Below are 25,514 nucleotides of genomic sequence, written 5' to 3' on the forward strand. Positions count from 1 at the left end.
GCAGATACTAAACAAATAATTTTCACGAGGTGACACCATGGCAGCGAACATTTTTAAAGGTGCCGAATACCTGATCAGCGAGACCTCCTGCAGCGATGTCTTTACGCCGGAGGATTTTACCGATGAGCAGCGGCAGATCGGCGACACAACCGAGCAGTTTGTGCTGAACGAGGTCGTCCCACGGCGCGAGGAGATCGAACACCACAATCTGCCCCTGACGGTTGAGCTGATGCGGAAATGTGGTGAACTGGGGCTGCTGATGATCGATGCCCCCGAGGAGTACGGCGGGTTGGAGCTGGACAAGGGCACCAGCATGCTGGCGGCTGAAAAACTGGCCCTGGCCGGCTCGTTTTCCGTTACCTATTCGGCCCATACCGGAATCGGCACGCTGCCCCTGGTGTACTACGGGACCAAGGACCAGAAAGACAGATACCTGGGCAGGATCATATCGGGCGAGTGGATCGCCGCCTACTGCCTGACCGAGCCCGGCTCCGGCAGTGATGCCCTGGGCGCCTCAGCGAGTGCTACTCTCTCCGACGACGGGAAACACTATATCCTCAACGGCACCAAACAGTTCATCACCAACGGCGGCATCGCCAACCTCTATACGATCTTTGCCAAGATCGACAAGCAGCACTTCACCGCCTTCCTGGTGGAGCGGAACACCGAGGGGCTGATTGTCGGGCCTGAGGAAAACAAGATGGGGGTCAGGGGCTCGTCCACCACCCAGATCATCCTGGACAATGCCATGGTTCCGGTAGAAAACCTGCTGGGTGAGATCGGCAAGGGTCACAAGATCGCTTTCAATGTCCTCAATGTCGGGCGCTTCAAACTGGGTGCCGCGGTCACCGGTGCTGCCAAGATCTCACTCACCACCGGGGTCAAATATGCCAACGAGCGCAAGGCCTTCGGCGTAACCATCGGCACCTTCGGCGCCATCCAGGAAAAGATCGCCGACATGACCGCCGCCATCTTCGCCTCGGAATCGGCTGTCTACCGCCTGGCCGGCCTGATCGACGACCGTCTGGCCACCATCCCGAAGGACACGCCCGACTATTACGAGACCTACCAGCAGGGCATCGAGGAGTATTCCATCGAGTGCGCCATCATCAAGGTCCTGTGCAGCGAGATGCTGGCTGACGTCGTGGATGCGGTTGTCCAGATTCACGGCGGCTACGGTTTTATCCAGGAGTACGCCGCCGAGGGGTATTACCGTGATGAACGCATCAACCGGATCTGGGAGGGGAGCAACGAGATCAACCGTTTGCTGATCCCCGGCATCATCCTGAAACGCGCCATGAAGGGTGACATCCCGTTGCAGAAAGAGGCCATGAAGGCCTTCGAGGCGCTCATGTCCCCCTCCTTTGACGAACTGGACGATGCTATCCCCTTTGCTGCTGAAAAGGCGCTGATCGCCAACCTGAAGCAGGCCTTCCTGGTGATCGCCGGCAGCGGGGCGCAGAAGTTCATAAACACCATCAAGGATGAGCAGGAGATCCTGCTGGCCGTGGCCGACGTGGCCATCAACATCTTTGCCATCGAGAGTGCGGTTCTACGGGCCGAGAAGATGCTGCCGAATCTGAGCGAGGCCAAAAAGGCCTCTGTCAGCGCCGCCGTTAAGGTCTTTACCTTCAATGCCTCGGAAACGGCCGCATCCGCCGCGCGCCGGGCAGCCTATTACATCGAGGAGGGGGACAACCTGACCATGCTGCTGGCCGGCATCCGCAGGTTCACCAAATACGATGCCAGCGGCCTGCTCAAGGCAAAACGCCACCTGGCAACTGCGGCCCTCGAAGCGGAGAAATATATTTTTTGACAGTGACTTCCGGTTAGGTTTTTGTATTTAGCTTCCCCTCCCTCGACGGGAGGGGATTGAGGGGTGGGTGAAGCTGCCGGCAGCATCAAATATGGCAATTACCCCACCCCCTAACCCCCTCCCGCAGGGGGAGGGGGGAAACTTCATTGGGCCACTCTCTTATGCAGCAGGACACCGTACAAACCCCTTACATGGTGGGCGAAGTCCACTTCTACAGCGTTGAACTCGACGGCGGCCTGGTGCTGTTCGACACCGGACCGCCCACACCCGAGGGGGAGGCCTGCCTGCGGGAAAACGTCGATCTCAAGCGCCTCAGGTACCTGTTCATCACCCATTGCCATGTAGATCATTACGGTCTGGCCAACTATATTATTCAGCATAGTGACGCAGAGGTGTTTATCCCGCAACGTGATGCCGTTAAATTCCGGCGTCACGGCGAGCGCATGGAGCGCATGGGCGAAATCCTGGGAGGCTACGGTTTCGGAGGCGATTTCCCGGTTCAATTGCGGGAATCCTTTGAGCGGAACAAGGTCTTCCCGGCAATCCCGGAGCGCTTCCGGATTGTCGAGGATTCTGACAGTCTGCTGCAGGAACTGGGCATCAGTTACCTGCCCTGTCCGGGGCACTCCCAGAGTGATCTGGTCTACCTGGTCGGAGATGCGGCCGTAACCGGTGACTGCCTGCTCAGGAACATCTTCCAGGCACCCTTGCTGGATATTGATCTGGAAAGCTTTGCGGGGCGTTTCAAAAACTACCGCGCCTACTGCGCCTCCCTGCTCAACCTGGCACAGCTGCAGGGCAGACGCATCATGCCGGGGCACCGCCAGTATGTCACCGGGGCTGACGCGGCTATACTCTTCTACGTGACAACGCTCCTGGAGCGTGTCGAGCAGCTGCTCCCTTTTCGGGAAATGGCTATGAGCGACATTATCGAGCAGCTCTTCAAGGGTCGCCTGGTCGAGCCGTTCTTCATCTATCTGAAGATTTCGGAGATCGTCTTCATGCTGGATTTTCTGGAACATCCGGCGCTGCTCAAGGCATCACTGGAGCAGGTCGGGCTGTTCGATCAGGTCCGGGAACGTTATGCGGCCATCGTGAATCAGCTTTAAATTTTAAAGTCTAATTGCCACAGAGGACACAGAGGTAAATAAAATACGGTAAAAACCACTTTAAGAGATAATTTCTCTGTGCTCTCTGTGACCTCTGTGGCTACGACTTTTAAGTTAACTGGAGAAACCCATGCCTGATCCGCTGTTCCAACCGATCCAGATCAACCGCCTGCAGGTCAAAAACCGCATCTTCATGCCGGCCATGCATCTGAACATGGCCGGCAACTATGCGGTCAACGACCGGCTGGTGGATTTCTATGCCGAGCGCGCCCGCGGCGGGGCCGGGATGATCACGGTCGGCTATGCCACGATCGATGAGCTCTCCGGCAATCCCGGCAATATCGGTGCCCACAAGGATAGCTACCTCCCGGGCCTGACCCGCCTGGCCAACGCCATCCGTGACAACGGTGCCCGGGCCTCGGTCCAGTTGAACCATGCCGGTCGTTACAACCACTCCCTGATGACCGGGGGCAGGCAGCCGGTGGCGCCCTCGGCAATCCCGTCCCGGCTGACCCGCGAAATACCCCGCGAATTGTCGCTTCAGGAAATCGAAGAAATCATCGTCCGTTTTGCCCAGGCGGCCGGGCGGGTGCAGTCAGCCGGTTTCGATGCCGTCGAGATCCTTGCCGGCACCGGCTACCTGATCAGCGAATTTCTCTCGCCCCTGACCAACAAGCGTGAGGACCGCTACGGCGGCGCATTTGAGGGACGCAGCCGCTTCGGCCTGGAGGTCATCGCGGCGGTCCGGGCTGTCGTCGGCGCCGAATTCCCGCTGCTGGTCAGGATGAACGGCAATGAATTCATGAAGGGCGGCTCAACCCGCCAGGAGCTCCAGGAATACGCCGTCCTGCTGGAGACAGCCGGAGTAGATGCCCTCTGCATCAACGTCGGCTGGCATGAGGCCCAGGTGCCGCAGATCGTGACAAAGGTGCCGCGCGGGGTCTTCGGCTATCTGGCCCGCGGAATTAAAGAGCGAGTCAGCATTCCGGTCATCGCCAGCCACCGTATCAACGATCCTGAGCTGGCTCGTGAAATGATCTCCGACGGCATCTGCGACATGGTAGCACTCGGACGGGCGCTGATCGCCGATCCCTTTTTTCCGGAGAAGGCCCGTAGCGGCCATGAGTCCGACATCGTCCACTGCGTGGCCTGCGGCCAGGGGTGTTTCGACAACCTGTTCAAAATGAAGGCGGTGGAGTGTCTCTGTAATCCACGCGCCGGGTACGAGCGGTCGCGGTCGCTGACGAAAGTCGAGACACCGCTCGCCATTACGGTCGTCGGCGGCGGGGCGGCCGGAATGAGCGCCGCAATTGCCGCCGCCGCACGGGGACACCGCGTGACGCTCCATGAAGCGGGAAATCATTATGGCGGCCAGTTGCTGCTTGCAGGAGCCCCTCCCGGTCGGGAGGAGTTTTTGGAGTTTGCCGCCGACCTGGAGAGGCAGGTGGAGCTGTCGGGCACCACGGTCGTATTCAATTCCACAGTTGATGGACAATTTCTGAAGGAGAGCAGACCAGGCGCTGTTATTCTTGCCACCGGCGGCAAGCCGATCACCCCCCCCATTCCGGGCGTTGATATGCCCCACGTGGTCCAGGCGTGGGATGTGTTGACAGAACATGTCGCGATCGGACGGCGTGTCGTAATAATCGGCGGTGGGGCGGTCGGCATCGAAACGGCGCTGCTGCTGGCGGAGAAAGGCACCCTTTCCGGCGAAGCGCTCAAGTTTCTGCTGGTACATGGCGCCGAGAACGTCGAGGATCTCTACGGTCTGGCAACAGATGGCAGCAAAGATGTAACAGTCATCGAGATGCTGCCTGAGCTGGGGAAAAACTTCGGCAAGAGCACCCGCTGGGGGATGATGCAGGATGTGGAGCGGTATGGCGTCAAGACCCGGGCCACGGCCAAAGTCATCGAGATCACTGCCGACTTCGTCAGGATCGTGTGTGATGACAGGGTGGAGGAAATCCCCGCCGATTCGGTTGTGCTGGCAGTCGGCACGCGGACCCACAATCCGCTTCAGGAGGTACTTGCAGCACACGGCATCCCGTTTCTGGTTGTTGGCGACGCACGAAGCCCCGCCATGGTTTATGATGCGGTACATCAAGGTTTTAACGCCGGCCGCGAGATCGGCTGAATCAGGAAAAAGGGAGCTCTTATGAATAAATTGTATGTGGCGGTCATGTTGGTGCTGCTCTGCGCGGTCCGGTCACCGGCGGTTGAGGTCGCCGGGGTGCAGTTGGATCAGGTGGTGACGGTGCATGGTCAGCAGCTGAAATTGAATGGTTATGGCATCAGGAAAAAGTTTTTTGTCAAGGTGTATATCGGGTCGCTTTATGCGGTCAAACATCTTGCCACCGCCACCGATTCATTGAAGGACAACGGAGATAAATTGATCCGGATGAATTTCCTGCACTCAAAGGTGGATAAGGAGAAGATTATCGAGGCCTTCAGCGAAGGCTTCGCCAACAATTCACCCGATCTGTCCGGCACACCCGAGGTTAAAAAGTTCCTCGCTCTCTTTAACTCCGATTTTAATCGGGGCGATGTCGTCGATTTGGCGCTCGGCGCGGATGGCAGCGTTTCGGCCAGCCACAACGGCAAAGCATTGGGAACCATTGCATCGGCTAAACTGGCACGTGGTGTTCTTGCCATCTACCTGGGTGCAAAACCGGCAGACGACTCGTTGAAGAAGGGCATGCTCGGCAAGGAATGACAGGCATACAACAGCACCGGATAACAGTGTCATTGGTCTCTGGTGATGTTGTCTACCAGCTGGAATTACTGCGGCACAAAGGAGCAGAACATGGCACAGACCTACACAACCGGCATTGAAGTCAGGTTTTCCGACCTGGATGCCTACGGCCATGTAAATAACGCAATCTTTCTCACCTATCTTGAAACGGCGCGGGTCAAGCTGTTCCGGGAACCGTTCGAGGCATTGATGCGTCAGGGCGTGTATCTGCTGGTCGTCAGGGCCGAATGCGACTTCAAGCTCCCGATTACGCTGGGTGACGAAGTCGTTGTGACGCTCTGGCTGGCTAAGTCCGGGCGTGCGAGTTTCGACCTGGAGTATCGGCTCCATGACGGCATGGAGAAGACCTACGCTACTGCCCGCACCACCATGGTCAGTTTCGATAGTGTCAGTAAGTCCACACTGCCGCTGCCGGAGAGCATCCGGGCAATGGCATGACAAAGGGGTAATGAAGATGAATATCCAGAGCGAATTGAGCGAAGGGATCCGCACTCTGCGTATCAACCGGCCGGACAAGAAAAATGCCCTCAACCTGGCCATGTACCAGGCCCTGGCCGATGGTCTCCGGGAGGCGGACGGTGATGCCGGGGTGCGGGTTATTCTGATCTGCGGCTCTGACGACTGCTTTACCAGCGGCAATGACCTGGCGGATTTCCTCACCGCCCCGCCAACCGGACCGGAAAGCCCCGTCATGCAGTTCCTGACCGCTGTCAGTGAAGCGCGCAAGCCGATTGTCGCTGCGGTTAACGGTCTGGCGGTCGGGATCGGAGTCACGATGCTGCTGCACTGCGACCTGGTCTATGCCGGGAAGAGTGCCACCTTCCAGATGCCGTTCGTCAACCTGGGGCTCTGCCCGGAGGCCGGTTCCACGCTGCTGCTGCCCCGCATCATGGGGCACCAGCGGGCAGCGGAACTGATCCTGCTGGGAGAGGTGTTCGGTGCCGACAAGGCCTGCAGCTATGGTATCGTTACCGCCGTGTGTCCTGACAGCGATGTTCTGAAAACAGCGCGTACAAGGGCCTTACAGCTGGCGGCCCAGCCGGCGGCGGCGCTGCGCCTGGCCAAGAGTCTGCTCAAGCGTGAGTATGCCATCCCGCTGCAGGAGACCATTGCAGAAGAGGGACGGCAGTTCATGGCGCGCCTGGAATCACCGGAAGCGGCCGAAGCCCTGCAGGCCTTCATGCAGCGCCGCAAACCGGATTTTTCACGATTCAGCTGATGGAGAGGGCATAACCATGGGACACCATCTGGGCTCAAAAAGCAGTATCGTGCCGCTGATCGACCGGCTGAACAAATACCCGATCGGTCTTGTAGATACGGAAAAACTGCGCCAGATCCTGGCGCTGCTCTTTGACGAACGGGAAGCCTTTGTGGCCTCGCGCTTTCCGCTGGAGGAGGCCACCCTGCCGGAACTGGTGCGGCTGACGCGGATACCGTCGGGAGAGCTGCTGCCGCTGCTGGAGCGGATGGCCGACAAGGGGCTGCTGATGGACATGCCCTACGGCGGGGAGGTCTATTACCTGCTGCTGCCGGGACTGATCGGTTTCTTCGAGCTGACCTTCATGAAGAACCGGACGGACCTGCCGTTGGAGCGCCTGGCGCTGCTGATGCGGGAGTATCTGGAGGAGAGCCAGGCAGCGGAATTCTTCGGCAGCCGGACACCGCTGACCCGTTCGCTGCTCTATGAGGAGCATATCCCGGTGACCTCGGAGGTCACCAGCTATGACCGGGCCCGGGAGATCATCCGCGAGGCCGGATTCGGTGCGGTCGGCATGTGCTACTGCCGTCACAAGAAAGAGCATCTTCACCAGGCCTGCAGCAAGGGGGCGCCGACGAAGGGGATCTGCATCTCGCTGGGGAGCGCGGCCCGCTTCATGGCCCGGCGCGGCTTCGCCCGGGAGCGCAGCGTGGATGAACTGCTGGCGGTCCTCGACAGCGCCCGGGCGTTGAACCTGACCCACATCACCGACAACATCCGCCACAAACCGTCCTTTATCTGCAATTGCTGCAGCTGCTGCTGCGAATTGCTGGCCGGGGTGCAGATGGGCTACCACCACGGGGTCGGCAAGACCGGCTTCCGCGCTGTTGTCGACCGTGAGCGCTGCAGCGGCTGCGGGGTCTGTGTCCGCGCCTGCAACGTCATGGCGATAGGTCTGTTGCACGGGGAGCAGATCGGGGAGAAGGGCGGCCGCTCAGCCTTGGTCGACGATGACCTGTGTCTCGGCTGCGGTGCCTGTGTCTCGGCCTGCAGGCCGGGGGCGCTCTCCATGGTCCCCACAGCCAGGCGGGAGCTGCCGCCGTTGAAACGCAAGGACCTGTTCATGCGCATTCTCACGGAAAAGCGCCGCCTGACACCGTTTGTTGTCAGCGGGGTCAAAAAGAGCCTGCGGAACCTGTTGCAGGGGAAATCCGGAAACAACGTCGTGCCGGTTATCAAGGAGTAGTCGCTTCCTGTCTGATCCACATTGATGGTGGTTCGTGCTGCGGGAGGGGTGCTGCGGGCTGTCTGCTGCAGGGTGGGGAGGGTGGTCTACTTGCGCAGATGGTATTGGTCAACGATCCTCTGCTTATAGGCAGTGATATCCTGATCGAGAGATTGCAGGGTCGAGATCTTCTGTTTGATGCTGATCAGATGTGAATCCAGCAGTTCGAGCAGGCGCGGCATGATCTTGTCCGGCGTCTTTTGTTCCTTGTCGTACAGATCGGCCAGCTCGGTCATCTCTTCCAGTGTCAAACCGAGTGTCTTCAGTTTCAGTACGAATTTGAACCTCGTGATGTCCGCCTTTTCATAGTATCGTACGCGACCTTCCGTTCTTTTCGGCGGTTCTACCAATCGTTTCTTCTCATACAGGCGAATGGTCCGGGTTGTGATCCCCAACTGTTCCGCCAGGTCGCTGATCTGCATGTGATCTTCGTTGCTCAGTCTCATACTTCACCTCTGCGTCAATTATTAATTATATAAAACCATGCCGGTTTTTTTGTCAAGCTGTTTCCCGCAGCGGTAAATATCAATAAGCAATTTGCGCTCACAGTCGACATCAGTTAGAATGGATCACCATCCGTGAGTGAATCCTGTCGATGGTATTGCGACTCAATCTGAACAAGCGGGGTCCAACGTTATGCTGACTGGAACGCCGCACAATCTCCCCCGTATCATCGGCCATCGCGGCGCATCGCGGGAAGCGCCCGAAAACACGCTGGAGGCATTCCGTCTGGCCTGGAAACAGGGGGCCGACGGCATCGAGGCCGATTTTCGCCTCTGCACCGATGGCCGGATCGTCTGCATGCACGACGCGACAACCGCCCGGACAACCGGTGTTGATCTGAGCATCGCCCACACCCCCCTGGCGGAATTGCAGCGCCTTGATGCGGGGGGCTGGAAGGGGGCGGCCTGGTCCGGGGCGCTGATACCGACGCTTGACGAGGTGCTGGCCGCGCTGCCGCACGCAAGCTGGTTCTATATCGAGATCAAGAGCGGCCCGGAGATCATCCCCCGGCTGGAACGGGTGCTGCGGGCATCGGGCATCTCCCCGCAGCGCATCAGGCTGTTGGCGTTCAGCGCCACGCTGATTGCGGAACTCAAGCAGCGGCTCCCCGACTGGCATGCCTGCTGGCTGTGCGATTACCGCCTGTCCCGGCAGAACAACCTCTGGCTCCCCTCCCGGGCCGATGTCATCGCTACACTTATCCGCTGCGGTGCGGATGGTCTGGCCAGCGCCAACCGCGCGTTCCTGGATCAGGACCTGGTAATGAAGCTTAAGGAGCTCCGTAAGGAAATCCATGTCTGGACCGTTGACCGCTTGCCGGATGCTGATCGTTTGTGCGGGCTGGGTGTCGACTCGATCATGACCAATCGGCCCGGCTGGCTGCGTCAGCAACTCATGTCCGACAGGAAGCGACCATGAAATATTCCGCCTACCTTGCTACCGGCCAGATGATTGCGCTCATGCAGGGTTTTTCAAAGATCAAGGTCAGGACCCATGGTCAGGAAACGATTCCCGAAGGTTCGATAATCTTTGTCGTCAACCATTTCACCCGCATCGAAACCCTCCTGCTGCCCTATCACATCTATTCCCACACCCATGTGCCGGTCTGGTCGCTGGCCGATCATTCGCTTTTTGAAGGCCCGCTGAGCAGATTTCTGGCCAAGGTCGGTGCGGTTTCGACCAGGAATCCCGATCGGGACCGCCTGATTGTGAAAAGCCTGCTGACCGGTGAAGCCAACTGGATCATTTTCCCCGAAGGGCGGATGGTCAAGGACAAGGAGGCGGTCAGCAGGCCTTCCTTTTTCGGGCTGCACCGCAGCGCACAGCGGACCGCCCATACCGGGGCGGCAAATCTGGCGCTGCGCACCGAATTCTATCGCAAGCGGCTGAATTACCTGCTGACAGAAAACCCTTCCGAAGCCGAGCGTTTGATGAACATGTTTCAGATAGAAAACATGATGCCGATTCTGACCGAAACGACCTGGATCGTCCCGATCAATCTGACCTATTATCCCCTCAGGTCACGGGAGAATATCCTGAGCACGCTGGCTGACCGTTTTGCCCGCAGCATCTCCGACCGGCTGCGGGAGGAGCTGTTGACCGAGGGCACCATGTTTTTTGAAGGGGTGGATATCGACATCCGCTTTGGCACGGCCATCCCGGTTTCCGAGTCGCTGACCTCCTCGCGGATTACACGGGACATGTACTCCCTGCAGCCGATCAATTTTGACGACCAGCTGCCGTCCCTGCCGGCGATGCGCCAGGAAGCGACGGACCTGATGCACCGCTTCATGTTCGACATCTACAACATGACCACGGTCAACCACGATCATCTCTTTGCCTCGCTGCTCAAGGCGCTCCCCTTCAACAAGATATCCGAGACGGATTTCCGGAGGCGTGTCTTTCTGCTGACCGGTCTGGTGCCGGACAAGTCACTGGTCTATTGCCACCTTAGTCTTGAGGTCGGCCAGGTTGCCCTGCTGACAGACGACCGCTATCACAAATTCCGTGACTTCCTGGAGCTGGCCCGGGAATCGGGGGTTGTCCGTTACGAGAATGGGGAGCTGCTCAGGAATTCAATCAACTTTTCCACCAGCAGTAAATTCCACCGGATTCGAATCGAAAATCCGCTGGGGGTGGCGGCAAATGAAGTGCGGCCGTTGTCAGCCCTTAAACGCCATGTGCGCTGGCTGGCGTGGCTGCCGGAAATGATGGTCCGGCACCGGGTTGTCAATGTTCTGCTGCGACAGGCCGATAATCAGTTCAAGGCGGATTATTCACGCTTCCATCACCCGGGAGAATCCAAGGAACGCGCAGTAGGTGCGCCCGTACTGCTGAAGGGGACGTCACGGCGACTGGGTGTGGTGCTCGTGCACGGTTTTCTGGCCGCGCCGCGCGAGATGCGCGAGCTGGCCGACTATCTGCACAACAGGGGCTACTGGGTGTATTGTGTCCGTCTGCGCGGGCACGGGACCTCACCCGAAGACCTTGCCGCGCGAAACGGGGACGAATGGATTGAATCGGTGGATATCGGCTATGCCCTGATGCATGCGATCTGCAAGCGGGTTGTGATCGGCGGTTTTTCTTTCGGCGGCGGCCTGGCACTGGACGCTGCCGCCCGTATCGGTGCTATGGCCGGCGTGTTTGCGGTCTCACCCCCGTTCCGTCTGCAGGACATATCGTCGCGATTCGCACCGGCCGTCACGACCTGGAACAGGCTCATGGATACGATTCAGTGGCACGGTGCGGCAATGGAATATGTGGAGATCATTCCGGAACGGCCGCTGATCAACTATACGCGGGTACCGGTGGCGGCCCTGTCGGAGATGGCTCGATTCATGAAAAAGCTTGAACCGCGATTGGCAGATGTGACGGTGCCGACCCTGATTGTGCAGGGGCACGGCGACCCGGTGGTCGATTCCGAGGGAACGGCGCTGCTGTTTAATCGCATTGGGGCGGTCAACAAGCAGTACCTGTCCTTTGATTTTGATCGACATGGAATTCTTTCCGGAGAGGGTTCTGAAAACGTACATGCGGCCATCGGCAGTTTCATAGAAAAGCTGACCGCTGATGCCTGATGAAGATGGTATTGCAGTGAAAAGGGAGTGGACTACTGTTCAGGCACAATTCCCGGAAATTCCAGTGTTTGTGCGATGACAGTGGCCTGTTCGAGGTGATCGGCGGGATAACTGTTGGTAACTGCCAGGACCTGCAGCCCGGCACCTTTTGCTGCGGTGATGCCGGCGGGGGTGTCCTCGATTGCGAGAACCAGCTCTGCCGGCAGGTTGAGAGAATGGAACGTATTGAGTCTGGCATGGGCCATGCGATAGCATTCCGGGTCCGGCTTGCTCCTGGCAACATCTTCTGCCGTTACAATGACGTCGAAGCAGTCTGCAATACCGAGTGTTTCGAGAATCGGTTCAATATCCGAGCGCAGGGCGCCACTGCAGATCGCAAGGGGGGTCCGGCTGTCATGGATCTGCCTGATCAGGTTGACGACTCCGGGATAGGCGCAGATGCCGTCGCGAATTATATCCTGGAAAAGGGACGCTTTCCGCATGATCAGCGTCTGAAGCTCTGCTGCCGATAATCCCTCCTCAGATCCTTTAAAAGCCTCGATAAAGGCGTCCCGATCATCAAATCCCATGTAGGTTTCAACATACTGCTCCCACGAAAAACCGAGCCCGAGCGGTTCGAGCAGGCGTTGAAACGCAGCGTAGTGCAGCGGTTCCGTGTCAACGATCACCCCGTCGAAATCAAATATGACCGCCTGGGCCTGTAATCCATCCGGAAACGTTACCATCTGCCCACCATTGCCAGCCCGGCGCCACCCTCAAATGCCTGGGGAGCCAGGGCCAGTTTATTTCTTCCGGCATGAAAGCCGGTTACGACCCTGCCGCACAGTTCACCGATTACAGCCCCTAACAGAACGTCACTGGCCCAGTGCTTGTTCTGGTACATGCGGGAAAAGCCGACAAATGTTGCCGCAGTATAGTAGGCTGTTTTCATGGCAATACTGTCCGTGGTTGCAGCCAACACCGATGCCAGGGCAAACGAGCTGGAGGTGTGCATGGATGGCAACGAATCATAGTCTTTGCGGAAGCCGAAGGGCCTGAAATCATCCTTGGCCGCTGTAACGCCCGGTCGGCCGCGACCGCTGGACTCCTTGATGAGTAACGTGGCCGCGTCCGCAAGAATCAATGCCTCGCCCATCATTTCACCGGTTTCTTTCCATTTGGCCGAATCGGCCACAATGGCGCCTCCGTAGACCAGCGCTGCCAGACCCAGGTGAAGGAATGGATCACCAGCCAGGGAACCGGCGTCGGTTGCTTTGTTTAGTGAACTGTTTGATCGGGCCGGCAGTTTTTCCTGGATCTGCTTGTCAAAGGTGTAGGTAAGGGCGAGAGCACCAGCGACCCCCAGTGTGATGAATACATTGCCGTTCTCAACCTGCAGCGGCGTTGTGATCAACTCAACGGCTTCGCCCCCCAGGCGTTGGATGCCGCCAGCGACCTCTCCGCCTATGCTGATGTTGCTGATTTCAGTCGCACACGCAGGTGCTGCCAGAAGAAACAGGATTGCGATAACACGCAGGATGGATGTTTTCAAAGGGGTTCCTTGTTCAATGCGATCGCTAAATTGCTGGAAACAGCAGGTTGTTATGGGGTGAAGTAGCAATCCCTGCACGTGTTGATGACGAAATCAACTGAGTTGCTTACTCGTGATCATTTCCGTTGAATATATACCTTATGCCCGCTTCTCTTTCAATAAAAAAGCCTTCCTTGACGGGAAGGCTCCGGTTGAGTCGGACTGTACTGCTGCTAGCGACGCGGCAGGGGGGAGGCAATGGATGCAGCAATGTCGATGGCCTTGCTTGGGTCACAGGTGCCATCCGTGCCGGAGGCTATTTTTCGACGGATGCGGCCGTTGACGCCGGCCAGGTTTATGCCGTTGTCAGCGATCAGCTCCGCCAGCAGCTGCTCTGTGGCAATGATATGGTAGGCCATGCTTTCAGCTTTCTGCGTCAACAGCTCCAATGTCTCTCCCAGCGCTTCCACCAGTCGTGTCATGGCAGCGAAGTTTTCAATAACCAGCTCCTCCCCGGTTATTTCCCGGACAGCAGATTCACCGGCTGCTCTGGTTTTAGCCGTCACTTTCCTGTTTGGTGACTGACGTGGTGCTGTTGCAGTCGATGCTGCCGATACGACGGATTTCTTTGACTTGGCCATGGTAATTGCTCCTTTTCGGTGATTAGACAGGTTGGTGTTTGTATCTGTGTCGCACATCTATGGCTGCTGCAGGCCTTCACCATCAGACAGCGGGTCAAGGGGCAGGAGAATATAAAAAGAAGAGCCGGGGCACGTCTGGGGATCATACCCTGGAGATGTAGCCCATACCCGACCTCCGTGCATTTCGACAATTCCCTTGGCAATGGATAAGCCCAGGCCGGCTCCCCGTGATTTGAACGCTACCTTTCCTGAGCTGTGCTCTTCGATATTGCCTGCTTCAAAGAACTTGTCAAAAATGCGCTTCTGGTCTTCTTCATTGATGCCTATGCCGTTGTCTGAAATGACGATTTCAATCGCCTGTTCCTGCCCGTTTGCGATTAAAAGCGAACTGATTCCATCATATTCGGGCAGCGGACCTTTCCTGTTGAACTTTTTCAGTGTGGTCGTAACAGACACAGAGCCGCCATCAGGTGTAAACTTGATGGCATTTCCCAGGATATTTGACAGCAGCTGCAGCAGTCTGGTCTGGTCACCGTGTATCAGGGGGAGTGTCTGGTGCAGGTGGGTAATGATTTCCTGTTTTCGCAGGGCAAAGAAGAATTGCAGTTCCCGTACCGCTGTTTCAACAAGAGAATTGATATCGACCTGGCCAAAATTCAGTTCCAACTGTTTCTGGTCGATCATGGAGACATCGGTCATGTCCTTGACGATATTGTCGAGGCGGGATGCTGCTGCGGAGATATTCTGAATCATCTCAGCGGTTGTTTCGGTCAACTGATCCTGCATGTCTGTCAGCAGAAGTTCAGAATATCCCATGATAACGGTGAGTGGCGTCTTCAGCTCGTGAGAAGCCAGACCGAGGAAGGAATCTTTCATGCGGTTGAGCCGCGCCAGTCCGGCAGCACTGTTTTCAAGGTTGGTGAGGATCTCCCGCTCCTTGGTGACATCACGGATTAATATCTGCAGCAGTGCATTGTCACCCAGGACAATGCAGCTTGCATGAATTCTACCGATCAGCTGCTCATTGCGGCGGTTGGTGAAGGTGATTTCGCTGTTGATGTAGGGACTTGCATACGCTTCCTTGAATTTTTTCAGATGATGCGGGATGTTTTCCGCGCTCAGCTTTACCAACAGGGTTGATATGTGCTGGCCGGTGATCTCTGTTGCCGGAAAGCCGAAGAAGGTCTCTGCCATCCTGTTGGCAATAATGATCGTTTCGGTGTTATCAAGAATTACAATGGCATCGCCTGCTTCTTCCTGCAGCTTTTTATACAGGGCCTCCGAGTTTTCCAGGTCCGCACTCATTTTTTCCAGTTGAAGGTAGGAATCATGGAGCTGTGCATGTGTTTCCGACAGTTCTTCATAGTTTTTGTGGAGTTCCATGTCGCGGGTTTCAAGGGCTGTGGACATGGCGTTGATCTTGATGCCGAGCTGATCCAGTTCGTGTACCGGCAGTACCTGGATAGATGTTTTGAAATCGCCCCGGGCGATGCGGGTAACCCCTTCCAGCAGATGTGTGACGGGAGCGATGATACTCTTTTTGACGAATATGATCACCAGGGCGAATGAAAGGATGAAGAACACCAGAAAGACAATAATCGACCGCAGGATGATGGCGTAGACCTTCTGGTCGATGGCCTGCCGGGGAAATCCGATGTGCACTGAGGCGGCGATACGGGAGTCGAAGGAGCGAACGGGCACATTGATATCAAAAAAACTGCCGTTGCGGGTGCGCAGGACAGCAACGTTGCGATTGTGGGGGTCTTTGAGGTTTGTCTGCTCCCGGGCTTGTGAAAAATCCTGGGCAGCGAATTCAGGGTCACTCGAATACAGATTTTTTCCTGTCCCATCTGTTATGACACAATAGGCCATTTCCGGATCAAACTGGATGACTTCACGGCATTTTGCTGACAATCCGTTTACATCACGGATATCTATTCCCAGTGCCAGTACTTTCTCTATGGTGTCTTTGAGTGAAGTGCCGAGACTGTGTGAGCGTAATAAAATTTCCTGAACGTATTCCTTGCGAAATACGACTATTTCCATTGCTGTATTGGCAAGGATTGTCATCGAAAGGATGATGAATGAAAATAGGATGATGCGTTTTTCAAGGGATTGTTTCATTTTGTCGCCAGTACTGATTGCAGCGTAGGTGTTTATTCAGTTTATCATAATCAAATTAAAGTAAAATCAATTTTTCAGCAACCAGCCATATAGATTGCTGAATTGCACAAAGATAACTGTAAATTTATGGTTGACGATTTGAATTTATGTTCTATTATTTGAAAACTTTCTGAAAGATCAGCTTCAACAGAAAGCATGGGTTATTACACAATTATACGAGGAGGAATTTCATGGCATTACGGGTTGCAATCAATGGTTTCGGCAGGATCGGCAGGATGGTTTTGCGGGCGGCGAGCAAGGACAAGAATATTGAGTTCGTGGCAATAAATGATCTGACCGATGCCGCTACCCTGGCGCATCTCTTCAAGTATGACTCAGTTCACGGTATCTTTCCCGGCAAGGTAGAGCATACAGCCGACAGCCTGATCATCAACGGCAAGAGTATCAAGATCTACGCCGTCAGAAATCCGGCTGAGTTGCCCTGGAAAAAGGACAAGATCGATGTCGTCCTTGAATCTACCGGACTGTTCACATCCAAAGACAAGGCATCGCTGCACATCCAGGCCGGAGCCAAGAAGGTCGTCATTTCAGCCCCTGCCACGGGTGAGGACATCACGATTGTCATGGGTGTCAATGACCACCTCTATGATGCCAAGAAACACGTCATCATCTCCAACGCATCCTGCACCACCAACTGCCTGGCACCGGTAGCCAAGGTGCTCAATGACAGCTTTGGCATTGAAAAAGGGTTGGTGACAACGGTTCACTCCTATACGAACGATCAGAATATCCTTGACCTGCCCCACAAGGATCTGCGTCGCGCCCGCGCCGCCGCCGTATCCATGATCCCCACCACAACCGGGGCCGCCAAGGCGGTTTCCCTGGTGCTGCCCGAGTTGAAGGGCAAACTGGACGGCATGGCCATCCGGGTGCCGACTCCGAATGTTTCGGTTGTGGACCTGGTCGTCACGCTCAAGAAAAAGACCGATGCCGTCAAGGTTAATGCCGCCCTCAAGAAGGCTTCCAAAGGCGCGCTAAAAGGCATCCTCGGGTTCTGCGAAGAGCCGCTGGTCTCCATCGATTACAACGGCAACCCGCTCTCCTCGATTGTGGATGCCTCCTGCACCAAGGTCATTGGCGACTCGATGGTCAAGGTCCTCTCCTGGTATGACAACGAAGCAGGATTTTCCAACCGGGTTGTTGATCTGTTCAGGCTGATTGCTTCGAAAAAATAGCAGGTCGCTGTTCAGCAGTGGGAGGGGGAATTCAATTCCCCCTCTTTTTTTGCCATTTCATTTAATTTTTGGAAGGAGATTGACATGCCGATTCGTTACATCGACCAGATCAAGGATTTGAAAGACAAAAAGGTCTTTATCAGGGTGGATTTCAATGTTCCCCAGGACGATAAGGGCAACATCACCGAGGATACCCGCATTGCCGGTGCCGTGCCAACCATCAGGTATGCCATGGAGCAGGGGGCCAAGGTTATCCTGGCATCCCACCTGGGGCGCCCCAAGGGGGAGAAAAAGGAAAAATATACCATGGCGCCTGCTTCCAAGCGCCTGGGTGAACTGCTCGGCAAAAAGATCAAGCAGGCCCCGGATTGTTTCGGGCCGGACGTCACCAGGATGATCGACGCCATGAAGCCGGGCGAGGTAGTCATGCTGGAGAATGTCCGCTTCTATCCGGGCGAAGAGAAGAACGATGCCGCCTTTGCCAAACAGCTGGCCAACGGTTGCGAAATCTACGTAAATGACGCCTTTGCCGTCTCACACCGGGCCCATGCCTCGGTGGAGGCCATTACCAAGGTCATTCCTGTCATTGCTGCCGGATTCCTGATGCGTAACGAGATGACCTTTTTCGACAAGGCCATGAGCAACCCGGTGCGTCCGCTGGTAGCGATTCTGGGCGGCGCCAAGGTCTCTGGCAAGCTGGAAGTCCTGGAGACCCTGGTCAACAAGGTCGATAAGGTGGTGATCGGCGGCGGCATGGCCTTCACCTTCCTCAAGGCCATGGGATATTCGGTCGGCAAGTCGCTGGTTGAGGATGAGTTGATTCCGACCGCCAAAAAGATCATGGAGCGGGCCAAGAAAAAAGGGGTCATGTTTTACCTGCCGGTGGACTGTGTTGTTGCCAATGCCTTCGAAGCAACCGCCACCAACTTTATCACGCCGGTCCAGGAGATTCCGGAAGGGTGGATGGCGCTGGATATCGGACCGGCATCTGCCACGCTGTTCGCCGAGACCCTGCGTGACGCCAAGACCGTTATCTGGAACGGCCCGATGGGTGTCTTCGAAATGGATGCCTTTGCCCGCGGTACCTTTGCCGTGGCCGAAGCGGTGGGCGGTGCCTTTGCCACCACCATCATCGGCGGCGGTGACACGGATTCCGCTGTTCGCAAGGCCGGGGTCGACTCCAAGGTCAGCTATATTTCCACCGGAGGCGGCGCCTTTCTGGAACTGCTGGAAGGAAAGATTCTGCCGGGTGTCAAAGCCCTTGATATCAAGACCAAGAAATAGGGGGAAATCATGCGCACACCGGTTATTGCAGGAAACTGGAAACTGTTCAAAACGATTGCCGAAGCAACCGCCATGGTCAACGAACTCAAGCCGCTTGTGGCAGGAACCGCAGGTGTCGAGATCGTTGTGGCCCCGGTGTTTACGGCCCTCAGCCGGGTGGCCGAGGCGCTGTCCGGATCCCGTGTCAAGTTGTCCGCCCAGGATTGCTACTGGGAGGAGGAGGGCGCCTACACCGGCGAGGTCGCGCCGAAGCTGCTGAAGGATGCCGGCTGCAGCCACGTCATCATCGGCCACTCCGAACGGCGCCAGTATTTCGGGGAGACCGATGAAACCGTCAACAAAAAGGCCAAGGCCGCCATCGCCGCCGGGTTGACTGCGATTGTCTGCGTCGGTGAAACCCTGGCCGAGCGAGAGTCCGACAGGACCTTCACGGTGATCGAGACGCAACTGAAAGGCAGCCTGGCTGGATTTTCTGCCGAGATGCTGGCAGGCGTCATCATTGCCTACGAACCGGTATGGGCGATCGGCACCGGCAAAACCGCCAGCGATGCCCAGGCGCAGGAGGTGCATGCCTTTATCCGCACCCTGGCAGCGAAACTTTTTGGCCAGGCGTGCGCGGATGCCGTCCGTATCCTGTATGGCGGCAGCGTCAAGCCGGATAATGTGAAAGGGCTGATGACCCAGCCGGATATTGATGGTGCCCTGGTCGGCGGTGCCAGTCTCAAGGCCGACTCCTTTGCTGCAATCGCCAATTTCTCAGCCTGATAGGCTGACAGGCGCAGTGTTCATTATAGAAGCACGGCAAAATATCTTTACAATGCACTGGGCCCTGTGGTACATGTTCTTTTCTTATTTTACCAGTCAGGGGATTTTGAATGTCGATAGCTATTACAATACTGCACGTCGCTGTAAGTCTTTTTATGATTGCCGTCGTTCTGTTGCAATCCGGTAAGGGTGCCGAGATGGGCGCGTCTTTCGGGAGCAGCGGCAGCCAGTCGGTTTTCGGTGCAGGTGGCGGAACTACGTTTCTGAGCAAGATGACTACCGGCGCAGCGGTTATTTTCATGCTGACATCCCTGAGCCTGGCCTATATTTCAGGGAATCCGGGTTCGTCATCGCTGATGTCATCGAAAAGCAAACCTGCTGCCGCTCCGGCAGCACCGGCACCGGCCAAGCCGGCAACCATGCCGTCGGCACCTGCTGCACCGGCCCAGCCAAATAAATAATATTTACACTTGATTAAACAGTGCGGGTATGTTAGAAAATCTACCCGTTTGCTGAAAGATCAACAGCTACAAGGTTTCAGATAGATGGTGTGCATGGCAACATGCACTCTGCTTGCGGTGGTGGCGGAATTGGTAGACGCACCAGCTTGAGGGGCTGGCGGGGGCAACTCCGTGATGGTTCGAGTCCATTCCACCGCACCAGTTACAATTAGAGGGTTACAGCAATCGCTGTAACCCTCTAATTGTTTGTGCCATGCAAATGCAACCTTTCGTGCATCTCCATAACGTTGCACTCGTTAATAATCCGGCAACGTCCGGAAATGATAGCCAATAGCCTTTGAACCTTTCTCACCGCAAAGGACGCAGAGTCTCGCAGAGGAAGTCAAAATCTTAGGGGTAAATCAAAAGCTTATAGTTTCTGATTTTCCCCCATTTTTTAGTTTTTCTCCCCTGTTTTTGTTTTTCCTCTGCGTTACCCTGCGTACCCTGCGGTGAAATATGTTTTGGTTTATTATTGTACGGTATTTGTACGTGGTTTCCTTTGACAGGCGGGCAGTGGTGGGGTAGGGTGGGGAATATTTTAGTTTGTTAACGAATTTATCCTGTTTCTCGGGAATATCGGATGTTTGAATCAGAATTATAAAGGCCGCTGAACCGGAAAAATACCGGTTGAACGGCTTTTTTGCTTATGGGGCTATACGAAATTTGATTTGGTAATATTCTTGAACTATGTTCACTAAAATGATATGTTCACAAAAAGTGAACAGTAACGCTGGGTGAGCTATATGCCGACAATAAACAACCAAAAACAAATTCTAAAAGCCGCTCTTGATGCTGTTATGCGCCAAAACGGGCTGGTGTTCGATATTGCACCAGACAAGCAGTTCTTGCTGCTGAAAACACCGGAAGCAACTGTCAAGTTGGAGCTACTTGTTATCGAGGGCGGCGCCATAGCTGTTAATGCTGCGCTTGCCTTATATCGGCGGCTTAAAAACCAGACCCGTTGTGTGTTGATAATTCCGCAGGTAACGGCAGATATGGCGGACAGACTGCGTAATGATGATACCCAGTTTATGGACACAGCCGGTAACTGTTATATAAATCAGCCCCCTTACTATGTTTTCATCAAAGGCAACAAGCTTCAAGGACGGCTAAAAGCGCCTGGTGTTGGTCGTGCCTTTAAGCAAACCGGACTGAGGGTTCTCTATGCACTGCTCTGCAATCCGGGATTGGAGAATGAAACCTACCGTGCCATTGCAGCTAAAACAGATGTCGCATTGGGCATGGTAAACTGGGTCCTGAATGAGCTGAACGAACTTGGTTACCTGGTTGAGACCGGTAAAGGGCGTGCTCGGCATATTCGATTGATAGGAAAAGAAAAGCTTCTGGAACGCTGGATAACCGGCTATGCCGAGCAGTTGCGCCCCAAATTGCTGATGGGTCGTTATCGTGGCGCGGATGGCTGGTGGCAGAAAACTGTACTGAATCCGAAAAAGGCACAGTGGGGTGGTGAGGTTGCAGCAGGAAAACTGACCGACTATCTGAAGCCTCAGACAATAACCGTCTATGTTGATAAGGGCAATCCGGACGATGTGCTTATCCAGAACCGGCTCAAGAAAGACCCTGAAGGTGATGTGGAACTGCTCCACCGTTTCTGGCAACCGGATACAATTGTTCCACATGGGGAGACAGTTCACCCGGTACTGGTTTATGCAGATTTGCTGGCCACCGGAAACCAGCGGAATATTGAAACAGCACGGATACTATATGACGAACATATCGTTCAACTTATCAGAGAAGATTGATCTCGTAATTCTGGATATTCTGAAGGTGATTCATCAGGAGGCTTCAGCACTTGGTATTCTCTTCTTTGTGGTTGGAGCTACGGCTCGCGATATCGTGTTGAATCATTGTCACACCATCAGAACGGATCGGGCCACCCGTGACCTTGATATCGGTGTTGAGGTTGACAGTTGGGATGAATTTCAGCAGCTGTCAAAAGCATTAGTCGCTACAGGAAGATTTGAGGCAACAAGAGAGCCGTACAGGCTGAAGTTTGGTCGATTCCCTGTCGATATTGTACCGTTTGGTAATGTCAGTCCCGAAGGCAGAACAATCAGCTGGCCGCCCGATCAGCAGGTAATTATGAACATCATGGGTTTCAAGGAAGCATTTCAATACGGAATGAATGTCCGGTTGAACAACACTCCGTTACTGGATGTGAAAGTGCCGACCATTCCGGGCATGGCATTGATGAAGGTTATCTCCTGGAATGATCGATATCCGGATCGTTCCAAAGATGCCGAAGACTTGCTGTTTTTTATGGAACATTATGCAGATGCCGGCAACGAAGACCGTATGTTTGATAATGAGGTTGAATTACTCCAAATGGAGGGTTTTGACCTTGTCCTGGCTGGAATCAGATTGTTGGGACGTGATATGGCAGCTATAGCGGATGAAGCGACCGGAATTGTTATATTGGAAATTCTGGAAGCTGAAACAGGGGAACAGCAGAGTTATCGTCTTGTGCAGGATATGGCCGGAAGCGCACGTACACATGACAGGTCTGATGAGATACTGACAAAGATTATGAGGCTGAAACAGGGATTTTTAGAGGCAGGGGTGTAATGAAATTTGCTTATTCCTCAGACCGCTGGAAGAAAACGGCATTATGTCCCTCGATTTCCCGAAAAATACATAACCTGTGAATCTTTCTCACCGCAGGGGACGCGGAGGTTCGCAGAGGAACATCAAAATCTTAAGGGTAAATCGAAAGCATTTCGGCTGCTTCCTAGTTTCTGGTCTCCCCCCTTTTTCAGTTTTAGTTTCCCCCTGAATTTGATTCTCCTCTGCGTTACCCTGCGTCCCCTGCGGTGAAATATGTTTTGGTTTGTTATTGTCCGGTATTTGTACGTGGTTTCCTTTGACAGGCGGGCGGTGGTGGGGTAGGGTGGGGCATAATCCTGTATACAATTACATGTTATGTGGTGGAGATGCAAAAGGATGGGGATATCAGAATACTATAGAGGCCGCTGAACCGGGAATTATGCCGGTTCAGCGGCTTTTTTATTTTCAAGACTGTATACTCGATGGCACCCGTTTTTAAACAAAAGAGAGGCAACTAAATGATTCTTGCTCCACTTATAAACCAGATCGTAGGAACACTCTGGTATCTGCTGCCAATTTTTATTCTGGCCGCCTTATTCAAATCATCCTGGTTCAAAGGGGTGATGGGTGAATTTATCGTCAATGTCGCAGCGAAGCTGATGCTTGATAAGAACGAATATCACCTGATCAAGGACGTCACCTTGCCGACTGAGGATGGCACGACCCAGATCGATCATGTCATCATTTCAAAATATGGCATTTTTGTAGTTGAAACCAAAAACATGAAGGGGTGGATTTTTGGCGGTTCCAACCAGAGCCAATGGACCCAAAAAATATTCAAACATACAAGTAAGTTTCAAAATCCGCTTCATCAAAATTACAAACATGTGAAGACTCTGGAATCACTTCTCGGATTAAGTGATCAGCAGATTCATTCACTGATTGTTTTTGTCGGTGAGAGTACGTTCAAGACGGAAATGCCTGCAAATGTTACTCATGGTATCGGTTATATCAGGTTTATAAAATCGAAGACCACACCGGTTCTGTCTGCTGGTGAGGTGAATAATATCGTCAGCAAGATTGCTTCGGGCAGGTTGGCGCCGTCATTCAAAACCAGCAGAGAGCATGTTGCGCATGTCAAAAACATTGTAAGCGAAAAGCAGAGTGTGCCCGGTTGTCCGAAATGTGGCAGTTCTATGGTTATGCGTGAAGCAAGTAAAGGGGCAAACAAAGGCAACAGGTTTCTGGGCTGTTCACGGTATCCGCAGTGCAGGGGCGTTTTGAGTGTTGCGTAAAGGTTAGAATTGTTACAGTTGAGGAACCTGACGCCGTTATGATTCTTTGGTTACTGCAATAAAATAAATATTTCAAGACTTGACCCTGAAGTTGTGAATGATTTTGAATTTTGAGGCTTAAATTTGATAAATCCCGCCACCCCCGGCATATACGAAGCTCTCATCGATGAATACCTCCGCGATGCCCTCGCTCTGCGGCCGGAGTTACGGACCGTTTTCGGAAAAATCGATCCGGAGGAACAGCCAGCTAAGTATGCTTCCTTTGTGGCCAAGGTTTTGGAACAGGCCCTTCGCGAAGAATCCGATCCGGAGAAGCGCCTCGCCCTCTGCAACCATATTCTTCGGCACGTCGCCAGTGAGCCGGGCCGAGGCCATCTCGACAAGCATCGCTTAATCCATGATCAAAAGCCGATCCTCCTCGAAATAACCCCACCGCATTATGGCAAGTCAGGCATTCCCCGACCGCACACTTCGTTGACAGAAAGTAGTCTCTTTACTGGCTCACCCCAGGAACCACAGCTTGGTCATGAATTGCTGGAAGAGATGCGCTCCGCCGATGGGGTGGACATTCTCGTTTCCTTTATCAAATGGTCTGGCCTGCGCCTACTAATGCCGGCCTTCGAGGACCTGCGTGACCGGCATATACCGGTACGACTGATTACTACCTCCTACATGGGGGCCTCCGATGCCCCGGCGGTGGAGAGGTTGGCTCGCCTGCCGAACGTCGAGGTTCGCGTCTCCTACGACACCGAGAGAACCAGACTCCATGCCAAGGCGTACCACTTCAAGCGTAACAGCGGCTTTTCCACGGCCTACATCGGCTCGGCCAACATGTCCCACGCTGCCATCACCAGCGGTCTGGAATGGAACCTCAAGGTTACCTCGCAGGATATGGGGCACATCCTCGAAAAGTTCTCTGTTGAATTCGAGACCTACTGGAACAGCCGCGAATTTATCCCATTTGATGCGGAGAATCCTACCCTATTCCGCACTGCCATCGAACGTGCCCGCAATCCCAGATCAAACAGCCCGGCAGTCTTTTTCGATCTACGACCTCACCCGTTTCAAGAGCGAATCCTTGAAGCACTTGATCGGGAGCGCACTACCCATGATCGCTGGTGCAACCTGGTGATTGCCGCCACCGGTACTGGGAAAACGGTAGTCGCCGCCTTCGACTTCAAACGTTTCTTCGAACAAAAGCACAAACAGGCCAAGCTTCTCTTCGTGGCCCATCGTCAGGAGATTCTACAGCAAGCTCAAGCTACCTTTGCCAATGTCCTCCGCGACCAGAACTTCGGTGAACTGCTGGTCGGCCAATTTCAGGCCAATCGTCTGGAGCACCTCTTCTGTTCCGTCGGCATGCTGACCAGCCGGCGCCTCTGGGAGCAGGTGGGGAGCGGTTTCTACGATTACATTGTGGTTGACGAAGCCCACCACGGCACCGCTTCCAGTTATCGGCCGCTCTTTGACCACTTTACTCCACAGATACTTCTTGGCCTGACCGCCACCCCGGAGCGGATGGATGGTGACAACGTGGCCGCCGACTTTGGCAACCGCTTTGCCGCCGAGATTCGCCTCCCGGAAGCGTTGGAAGAAAAACTCCTCTGCCCCTTCCACTATTTCGGAGTTGCCGACCCGATCGCTATCAACGGGGAGCAGTTCTGGCGCAACGGCAAGTACGATGCTTCGGCCCTGGAGAACGTCTTTGTGCTGGATAACGTCCGCGCCACGCAGCGCGTCGATGCCATCGTTGCGGCTCTCCACCGCTACGAGCCTGATCTTACCGCCATCAAGGGGATTGGTTTCTGTGTTTCCATCAGCTATTCAGCTTGTTTGACGCTGTTATCGTTG

At 54.8% G+C, this 25,514-nt stretch carries 21 protein-coding genes, 1 tRNA gene and 1 pseudogene; 18 read left to right on the forward strand and 5 right to left on the reverse strand.

Annotated features, from left to right (window positions below):
• Positions 1 to 37 precede the first annotated feature (37 nt).
• The 7 genes from ACOCF6_RS20325 to ACOCF6_RS20355 all read left to right on the forward strand — a co-directional run bounded on the left by ACOCF6_RS20325 (position 38) and on the right by ACOCF6_RS20355 (position 8,121).
• Complete coding sequence (locus ACOCF6_RS20325) at positions 38 to 1,816, forward strand: acyl-CoA dehydrogenase family protein (protein WP_482462147.1); 1,779 nt, start codon at positions 38 to 40, stop codon at positions 1,814 to 1,816.
• 146 nt (positions 1,817 to 1,962) lie between these two features.
• Positions 1,963 to 2,925, forward strand: a complete 963-nt coding sequence (locus ACOCF6_RS20330; protein ID WP_482462148.1) for an MBL fold metallo-hydrolase — start codon at positions 1,963 to 1,965, stop codon at positions 2,923 to 2,925.
• Positions 2,926 to 3,055: 130 nt separating this feature from the next.
• The gene (locus ACOCF6_RS20335) at positions 3,056 to 5,059 is read left to right on the forward strand and encodes an oxidoreductase (RefSeq protein WP_482462149.1); all 2,004 of its coding nucleotides are present in this window, start codon (positions 3,056 to 3,058) and stop codon (positions 5,057 to 5,059) included.
• A 21-nt stretch (positions 5,060 to 5,080) separates the two neighbouring features.
• Positions 5,081 to 5,638 carry a chalcone isomerase family protein gene (locus tag ACOCF6_RS20340; RefSeq protein ID WP_482462150.1) on the forward strand — a complete coding sequence of 186 codons (558 nt, stop codon included), beginning with the start codon at positions 5,081 to 5,083 and terminating at the stop codon, positions 5,636 to 5,638.
• 90 nt (positions 5,639 to 5,728) lie between these two features.
• Positions 5,729 to 6,115: an acyl-CoA thioesterase gene (locus tag ACOCF6_RS20345; protein WP_482462151.1), complete on the forward strand. Its 387-nt coding sequence runs from the start codon at positions 5,729 to 5,731 to the stop codon at positions 6,113 to 6,115.
• Positions 6,116 to 6,131: 16 nt separating this feature from the next.
• Positions 6,132 to 6,896, forward strand: coding sequence for an enoyl-CoA hydratase (locus tag ACOCF6_RS20350; RefSeq protein ID WP_482462152.1), 765 nt, complete (start codon positions 6,132 to 6,134; stop codon positions 6,894 to 6,896).
• Positions 6,897 to 6,912: 16 nt separating this feature from the next.
• Positions 6,913 to 8,121 carry an ATP-binding protein gene (locus ACOCF6_RS20355; RefSeq protein WP_482462153.1) on the forward strand — a complete coding sequence of 403 codons (1,209 nt, stop codon included), beginning with the start codon at positions 6,913 to 6,915 and terminating at the stop codon, positions 8,119 to 8,121.
• Between the two features lie 86 nt (positions 8,122 to 8,207).
• Here ACOCF6_RS20355 and ACOCF6_RS20360 read toward each other — a convergent pair whose 3' ends face one another.
• Complete coding sequence (locus ACOCF6_RS20360; protein WP_482462154.1) at positions 8,208 to 8,606, reverse strand: MerR family transcriptional regulator; 399 nt, start codon at positions 8,604 to 8,606, stop codon at positions 8,208 to 8,210.
• A 190-nt stretch (positions 8,607 to 8,796) separates the two neighbouring features.
• Between ACOCF6_RS20360 and ACOCF6_RS20365 the strand changes: the two genes are divergently transcribed.
• The gene (locus ACOCF6_RS20365) at positions 8,797 to 9,582 is read left to right on the forward strand and encodes a glycerophosphodiester phosphodiesterase family protein (RefSeq protein ID WP_482462155.1); all 786 of its coding nucleotides are present in this window, start codon (positions 8,797 to 8,799) and stop codon (positions 9,580 to 9,582) included.
• Complete coding sequence (locus tag ACOCF6_RS20370; protein WP_482462156.1) at positions 9,579 to 11,741, forward strand: alpha/beta fold hydrolase; 2,163 nt, start codon at positions 9,579 to 9,581, stop codon at positions 11,739 to 11,741. Before ACOCF6_RS20365 ends, ACOCF6_RS20370 begins: the two co-directional genes overlap by 4 nt.
• Positions 11,742 to 11,773: 32 nt before the next feature.
• Here ACOCF6_RS20370 and ACOCF6_RS20375 read toward each other — a convergent pair whose 3' ends face one another.
• The 4 genes from ACOCF6_RS20375 to ACOCF6_RS20390 form a co-directional block, all read right to left on the reverse strand.
• Positions 11,774 to 12,466: an HAD family hydrolase gene (locus tag ACOCF6_RS20375; protein WP_482462157.1), complete on the reverse strand. Its 693-nt coding sequence runs from the start codon at positions 12,464 to 12,466 to the stop codon at positions 11,774 to 11,776.
• Positions 12,460 to 13,272, reverse strand: a complete 813-nt coding sequence (locus ACOCF6_RS20380) for a phosphatase PAP2 family protein (RefSeq protein ID WP_482462158.1) — start codon at positions 13,270 to 13,272, stop codon at positions 12,460 to 12,462. The genes ACOCF6_RS20375 and ACOCF6_RS20380 overlap by 7 nt, the downstream gene beginning before the upstream one ends.
• A gap of 212 nt (positions 13,273 to 13,484) precedes the next feature.
• Positions 13,485 to 13,892 (reverse strand): hypothetical protein, encoded by a 408-nt coding sequence (locus ACOCF6_RS20385; protein WP_482462159.1) that lies wholly within the window; start codon positions 13,890 to 13,892, stop codon positions 13,485 to 13,487.
• Positions 13,893 to 13,949: 57 nt separating this feature from the next.
• The gene (locus ACOCF6_RS20390) at positions 13,950 to 16,016 is read right to left on the reverse strand and encodes an ATP-binding protein (protein ID WP_482462160.1); all 2,067 of its coding nucleotides are present in this window, start codon (positions 16,014 to 16,016) and stop codon (positions 13,950 to 13,952) included.
• Between the two features lie 230 nt (positions 16,017 to 16,246).
• Between ACOCF6_RS20390 and gap the strand changes: the two genes are divergently transcribed.
• From gap to ACOCF6_RS20435, 9 genes and pseudogenes are all read left to right on the forward strand, one after another.
• The gene (gap, locus tag ACOCF6_RS20395; protein ID WP_482462161.1) at positions 16,247 to 17,251 is read left to right on the forward strand and encodes a type I glyceraldehyde-3-phosphate dehydrogenase; all 1,005 of its coding nucleotides are present in this window, start codon (positions 16,247 to 16,249) and stop codon (positions 17,249 to 17,251) included.
• Positions 17,252 to 17,335: 84 nt separating this feature from the next.
• Positions 17,336 to 18,535 (forward strand): phosphoglycerate kinase, encoded by a 1,200-nt coding sequence (locus tag ACOCF6_RS20400; RefSeq protein WP_482462162.1) that lies wholly within the window; start codon positions 17,336 to 17,338, stop codon positions 18,533 to 18,535.
• A gap of 9 nt (positions 18,536 to 18,544) precedes the next feature.
• Positions 18,545 to 19,300, forward strand: a complete 756-nt coding sequence (gene tpiA, locus ACOCF6_RS20405; protein WP_482462163.1) for a triose-phosphate isomerase — start codon at positions 18,545 to 18,547, stop codon at positions 19,298 to 19,300.
• A 110-nt stretch (positions 19,301 to 19,410) separates the two neighbouring features.
• The gene (gene secG, locus ACOCF6_RS20410; RefSeq protein ID WP_482462164.1) at positions 19,411 to 19,761 is read left to right on the forward strand and encodes a preprotein translocase subunit SecG; all 351 of its coding nucleotides are present in this window, start codon (positions 19,411 to 19,413) and stop codon (positions 19,759 to 19,761) included.
• A gap of 114 nt (positions 19,762 to 19,875) precedes the next feature.
• Positions 19,876 to 19,962 (forward strand) — tRNA-Leu (locus ACOCF6_RS20415).
• Between the two features lie 584 nt (positions 19,963 to 20,546).
• Entirely contained in the window at positions 20,547 to 21,566 is a 1,020-nt protein-coding gene (locus tag ACOCF6_RS20420) for a type IV toxin-antitoxin system AbiEi family antitoxin (protein ID WP_482462165.1), read from the forward strand.
• Entirely contained in the window at positions 21,529 to 22,389 is an 861-nt protein-coding gene (locus tag ACOCF6_RS20425) for a nucleotidyl transferase AbiEii/AbiGii toxin family protein (RefSeq protein WP_482462166.1), read from the forward strand. The genes ACOCF6_RS20420 and ACOCF6_RS20425 overlap by 38 nt, the downstream gene beginning before the upstream one ends.
• A gap of 497 nt (positions 22,390 to 22,886) precedes the next feature.
• Positions 22,887 to 23,663, forward strand: a complete 777-nt coding sequence (locus ACOCF6_RS20430) for a nuclease-related domain-containing protein (RefSeq protein WP_482462167.1) — start codon at positions 22,887 to 22,889, stop codon at positions 23,661 to 23,663.
• A gap of 126 nt (positions 23,664 to 23,789) precedes the next feature.
• Positions 23,790 to 25,490 (forward strand): annotated as a pseudogene (locus ACOCF6_RS20435) (DEAD/DEAH box helicase); the annotation flags it as partial.
• Positions 25,491 to 25,514 lie beyond the last annotated feature (24 nt).

The organism is Geobacter psychrophilus (assembly GCF_056821595.1).

Bases quoted from the DNA above. Each gene is read 5' to 3' on its own strand.
- ACOCF6_RS20325 (WP_482462147.1), top strand. From the start codon at position 38: ATGGCAGCGAACATTTTTAAAGGTGCCGAATACCTGATCAGCGAGACC.
- ACOCF6_RS20335 (WP_482462149.1), top strand. From the start codon at position 3,056: ATGCCTGATCCGCTGTTCCAACCGATCCAGATCAACCGCCTGCAGGTC.
- ACOCF6_RS20340 (WP_482462150.1), top strand. From the start codon at position 5,081: ATGAATAAATTGTATGTGGCGGTCATGTTGGTGCTGCTCTGCGCGGTC.
- ACOCF6_RS20345 (WP_482462151.1), top strand. From the start codon at position 5,729: ATGGCACAGACCTACACAACCGGCATTGAAGTCAGGTTTTCCGACCTG.
- ACOCF6_RS20350 (WP_482462152.1), top strand. From the start codon at position 6,132: ATGAATATCCAGAGCGAATTGAGCGAAGGGATCCGCACTCTGCGTATC.
- ACOCF6_RS20355 (WP_482462153.1), top strand. From the start codon at position 6,913: ATGGGACACCATCTGGGCTCAAAAAGCAGTATCGTGCCGCTGATCGAC.
- ACOCF6_RS20360 (WP_482462154.1), bottom strand. From the start codon at position 8,606: ATGAGACTGAGCAACGAAGATCACATGCAGATCAGCGACCTGGCGGAA.
- ACOCF6_RS20365 (WP_482462155.1), top strand. From the start codon at position 8,797: ATGCTGACTGGAACGCCGCACAATCTCCCCCGTATCATCGGCCATCGC.
- ACOCF6_RS20370 (WP_482462156.1), top strand. From the start codon at position 9,579: ATGAAATATTCCGCCTACCTTGCTACCGGCCAGATGATTGCGCTCATG.
- ACOCF6_RS20375 (WP_482462157.1), bottom strand. From the start codon at position 12,466: ATGGTAACGTTTCCGGATGGATTACAGGCCCAGGCGGTCATATTTGAT.
- ACOCF6_RS20385 (WP_482462159.1), bottom strand. From the start codon at position 13,892: ATGGCCAAGTCAAAGAAATCCGTCGTATCGGCAGCATCGACTGCAACA.
- ACOCF6_RS20390 (WP_482462160.1), bottom strand. From the start codon at position 16,016: ATGAAACAATCCCTTGAAAAACGCATCATCCTATTTTCATTCATCATC.
- gap (WP_482462161.1), top strand. From the start codon at position 16,247: ATGGCATTACGGGTTGCAATCAATGGTTTCGGCAGGATCGGCAGGATG.
- ACOCF6_RS20400 (WP_482462162.1), top strand. From the start codon at position 17,336: ATGCCGATTCGTTACATCGACCAGATCAAGGATTTGAAAGACAAAAAG.
- tpiA (WP_482462163.1), top strand. From the start codon at position 18,545: ATGCGCACACCGGTTATTGCAGGAAACTGGAAACTGTTCAAAACGATT.
- secG (WP_482462164.1), top strand. From the start codon at position 19,411: ATGTCGATAGCTATTACAATACTGCACGTCGCTGTAAGTCTTTTTATG.
- ACOCF6_RS20420 (WP_482462165.1), top strand. From the start codon at position 20,547: ATGCCGACAATAAACAACCAAAAACAAATTCTAAAAGCCGCTCTTGAT.
- ACOCF6_RS20425 (WP_482462166.1), top strand. From the start codon at position 21,529: ATGACGAACATATCGTTCAACTTATCAGAGAAGATTGATCTCGTAATT.
- ACOCF6_RS20430 (WP_482462167.1), top strand. From the start codon at position 22,887: ATGATTCTTGCTCCACTTATAAACCAGATCGTAGGAACACTCTGGTAT.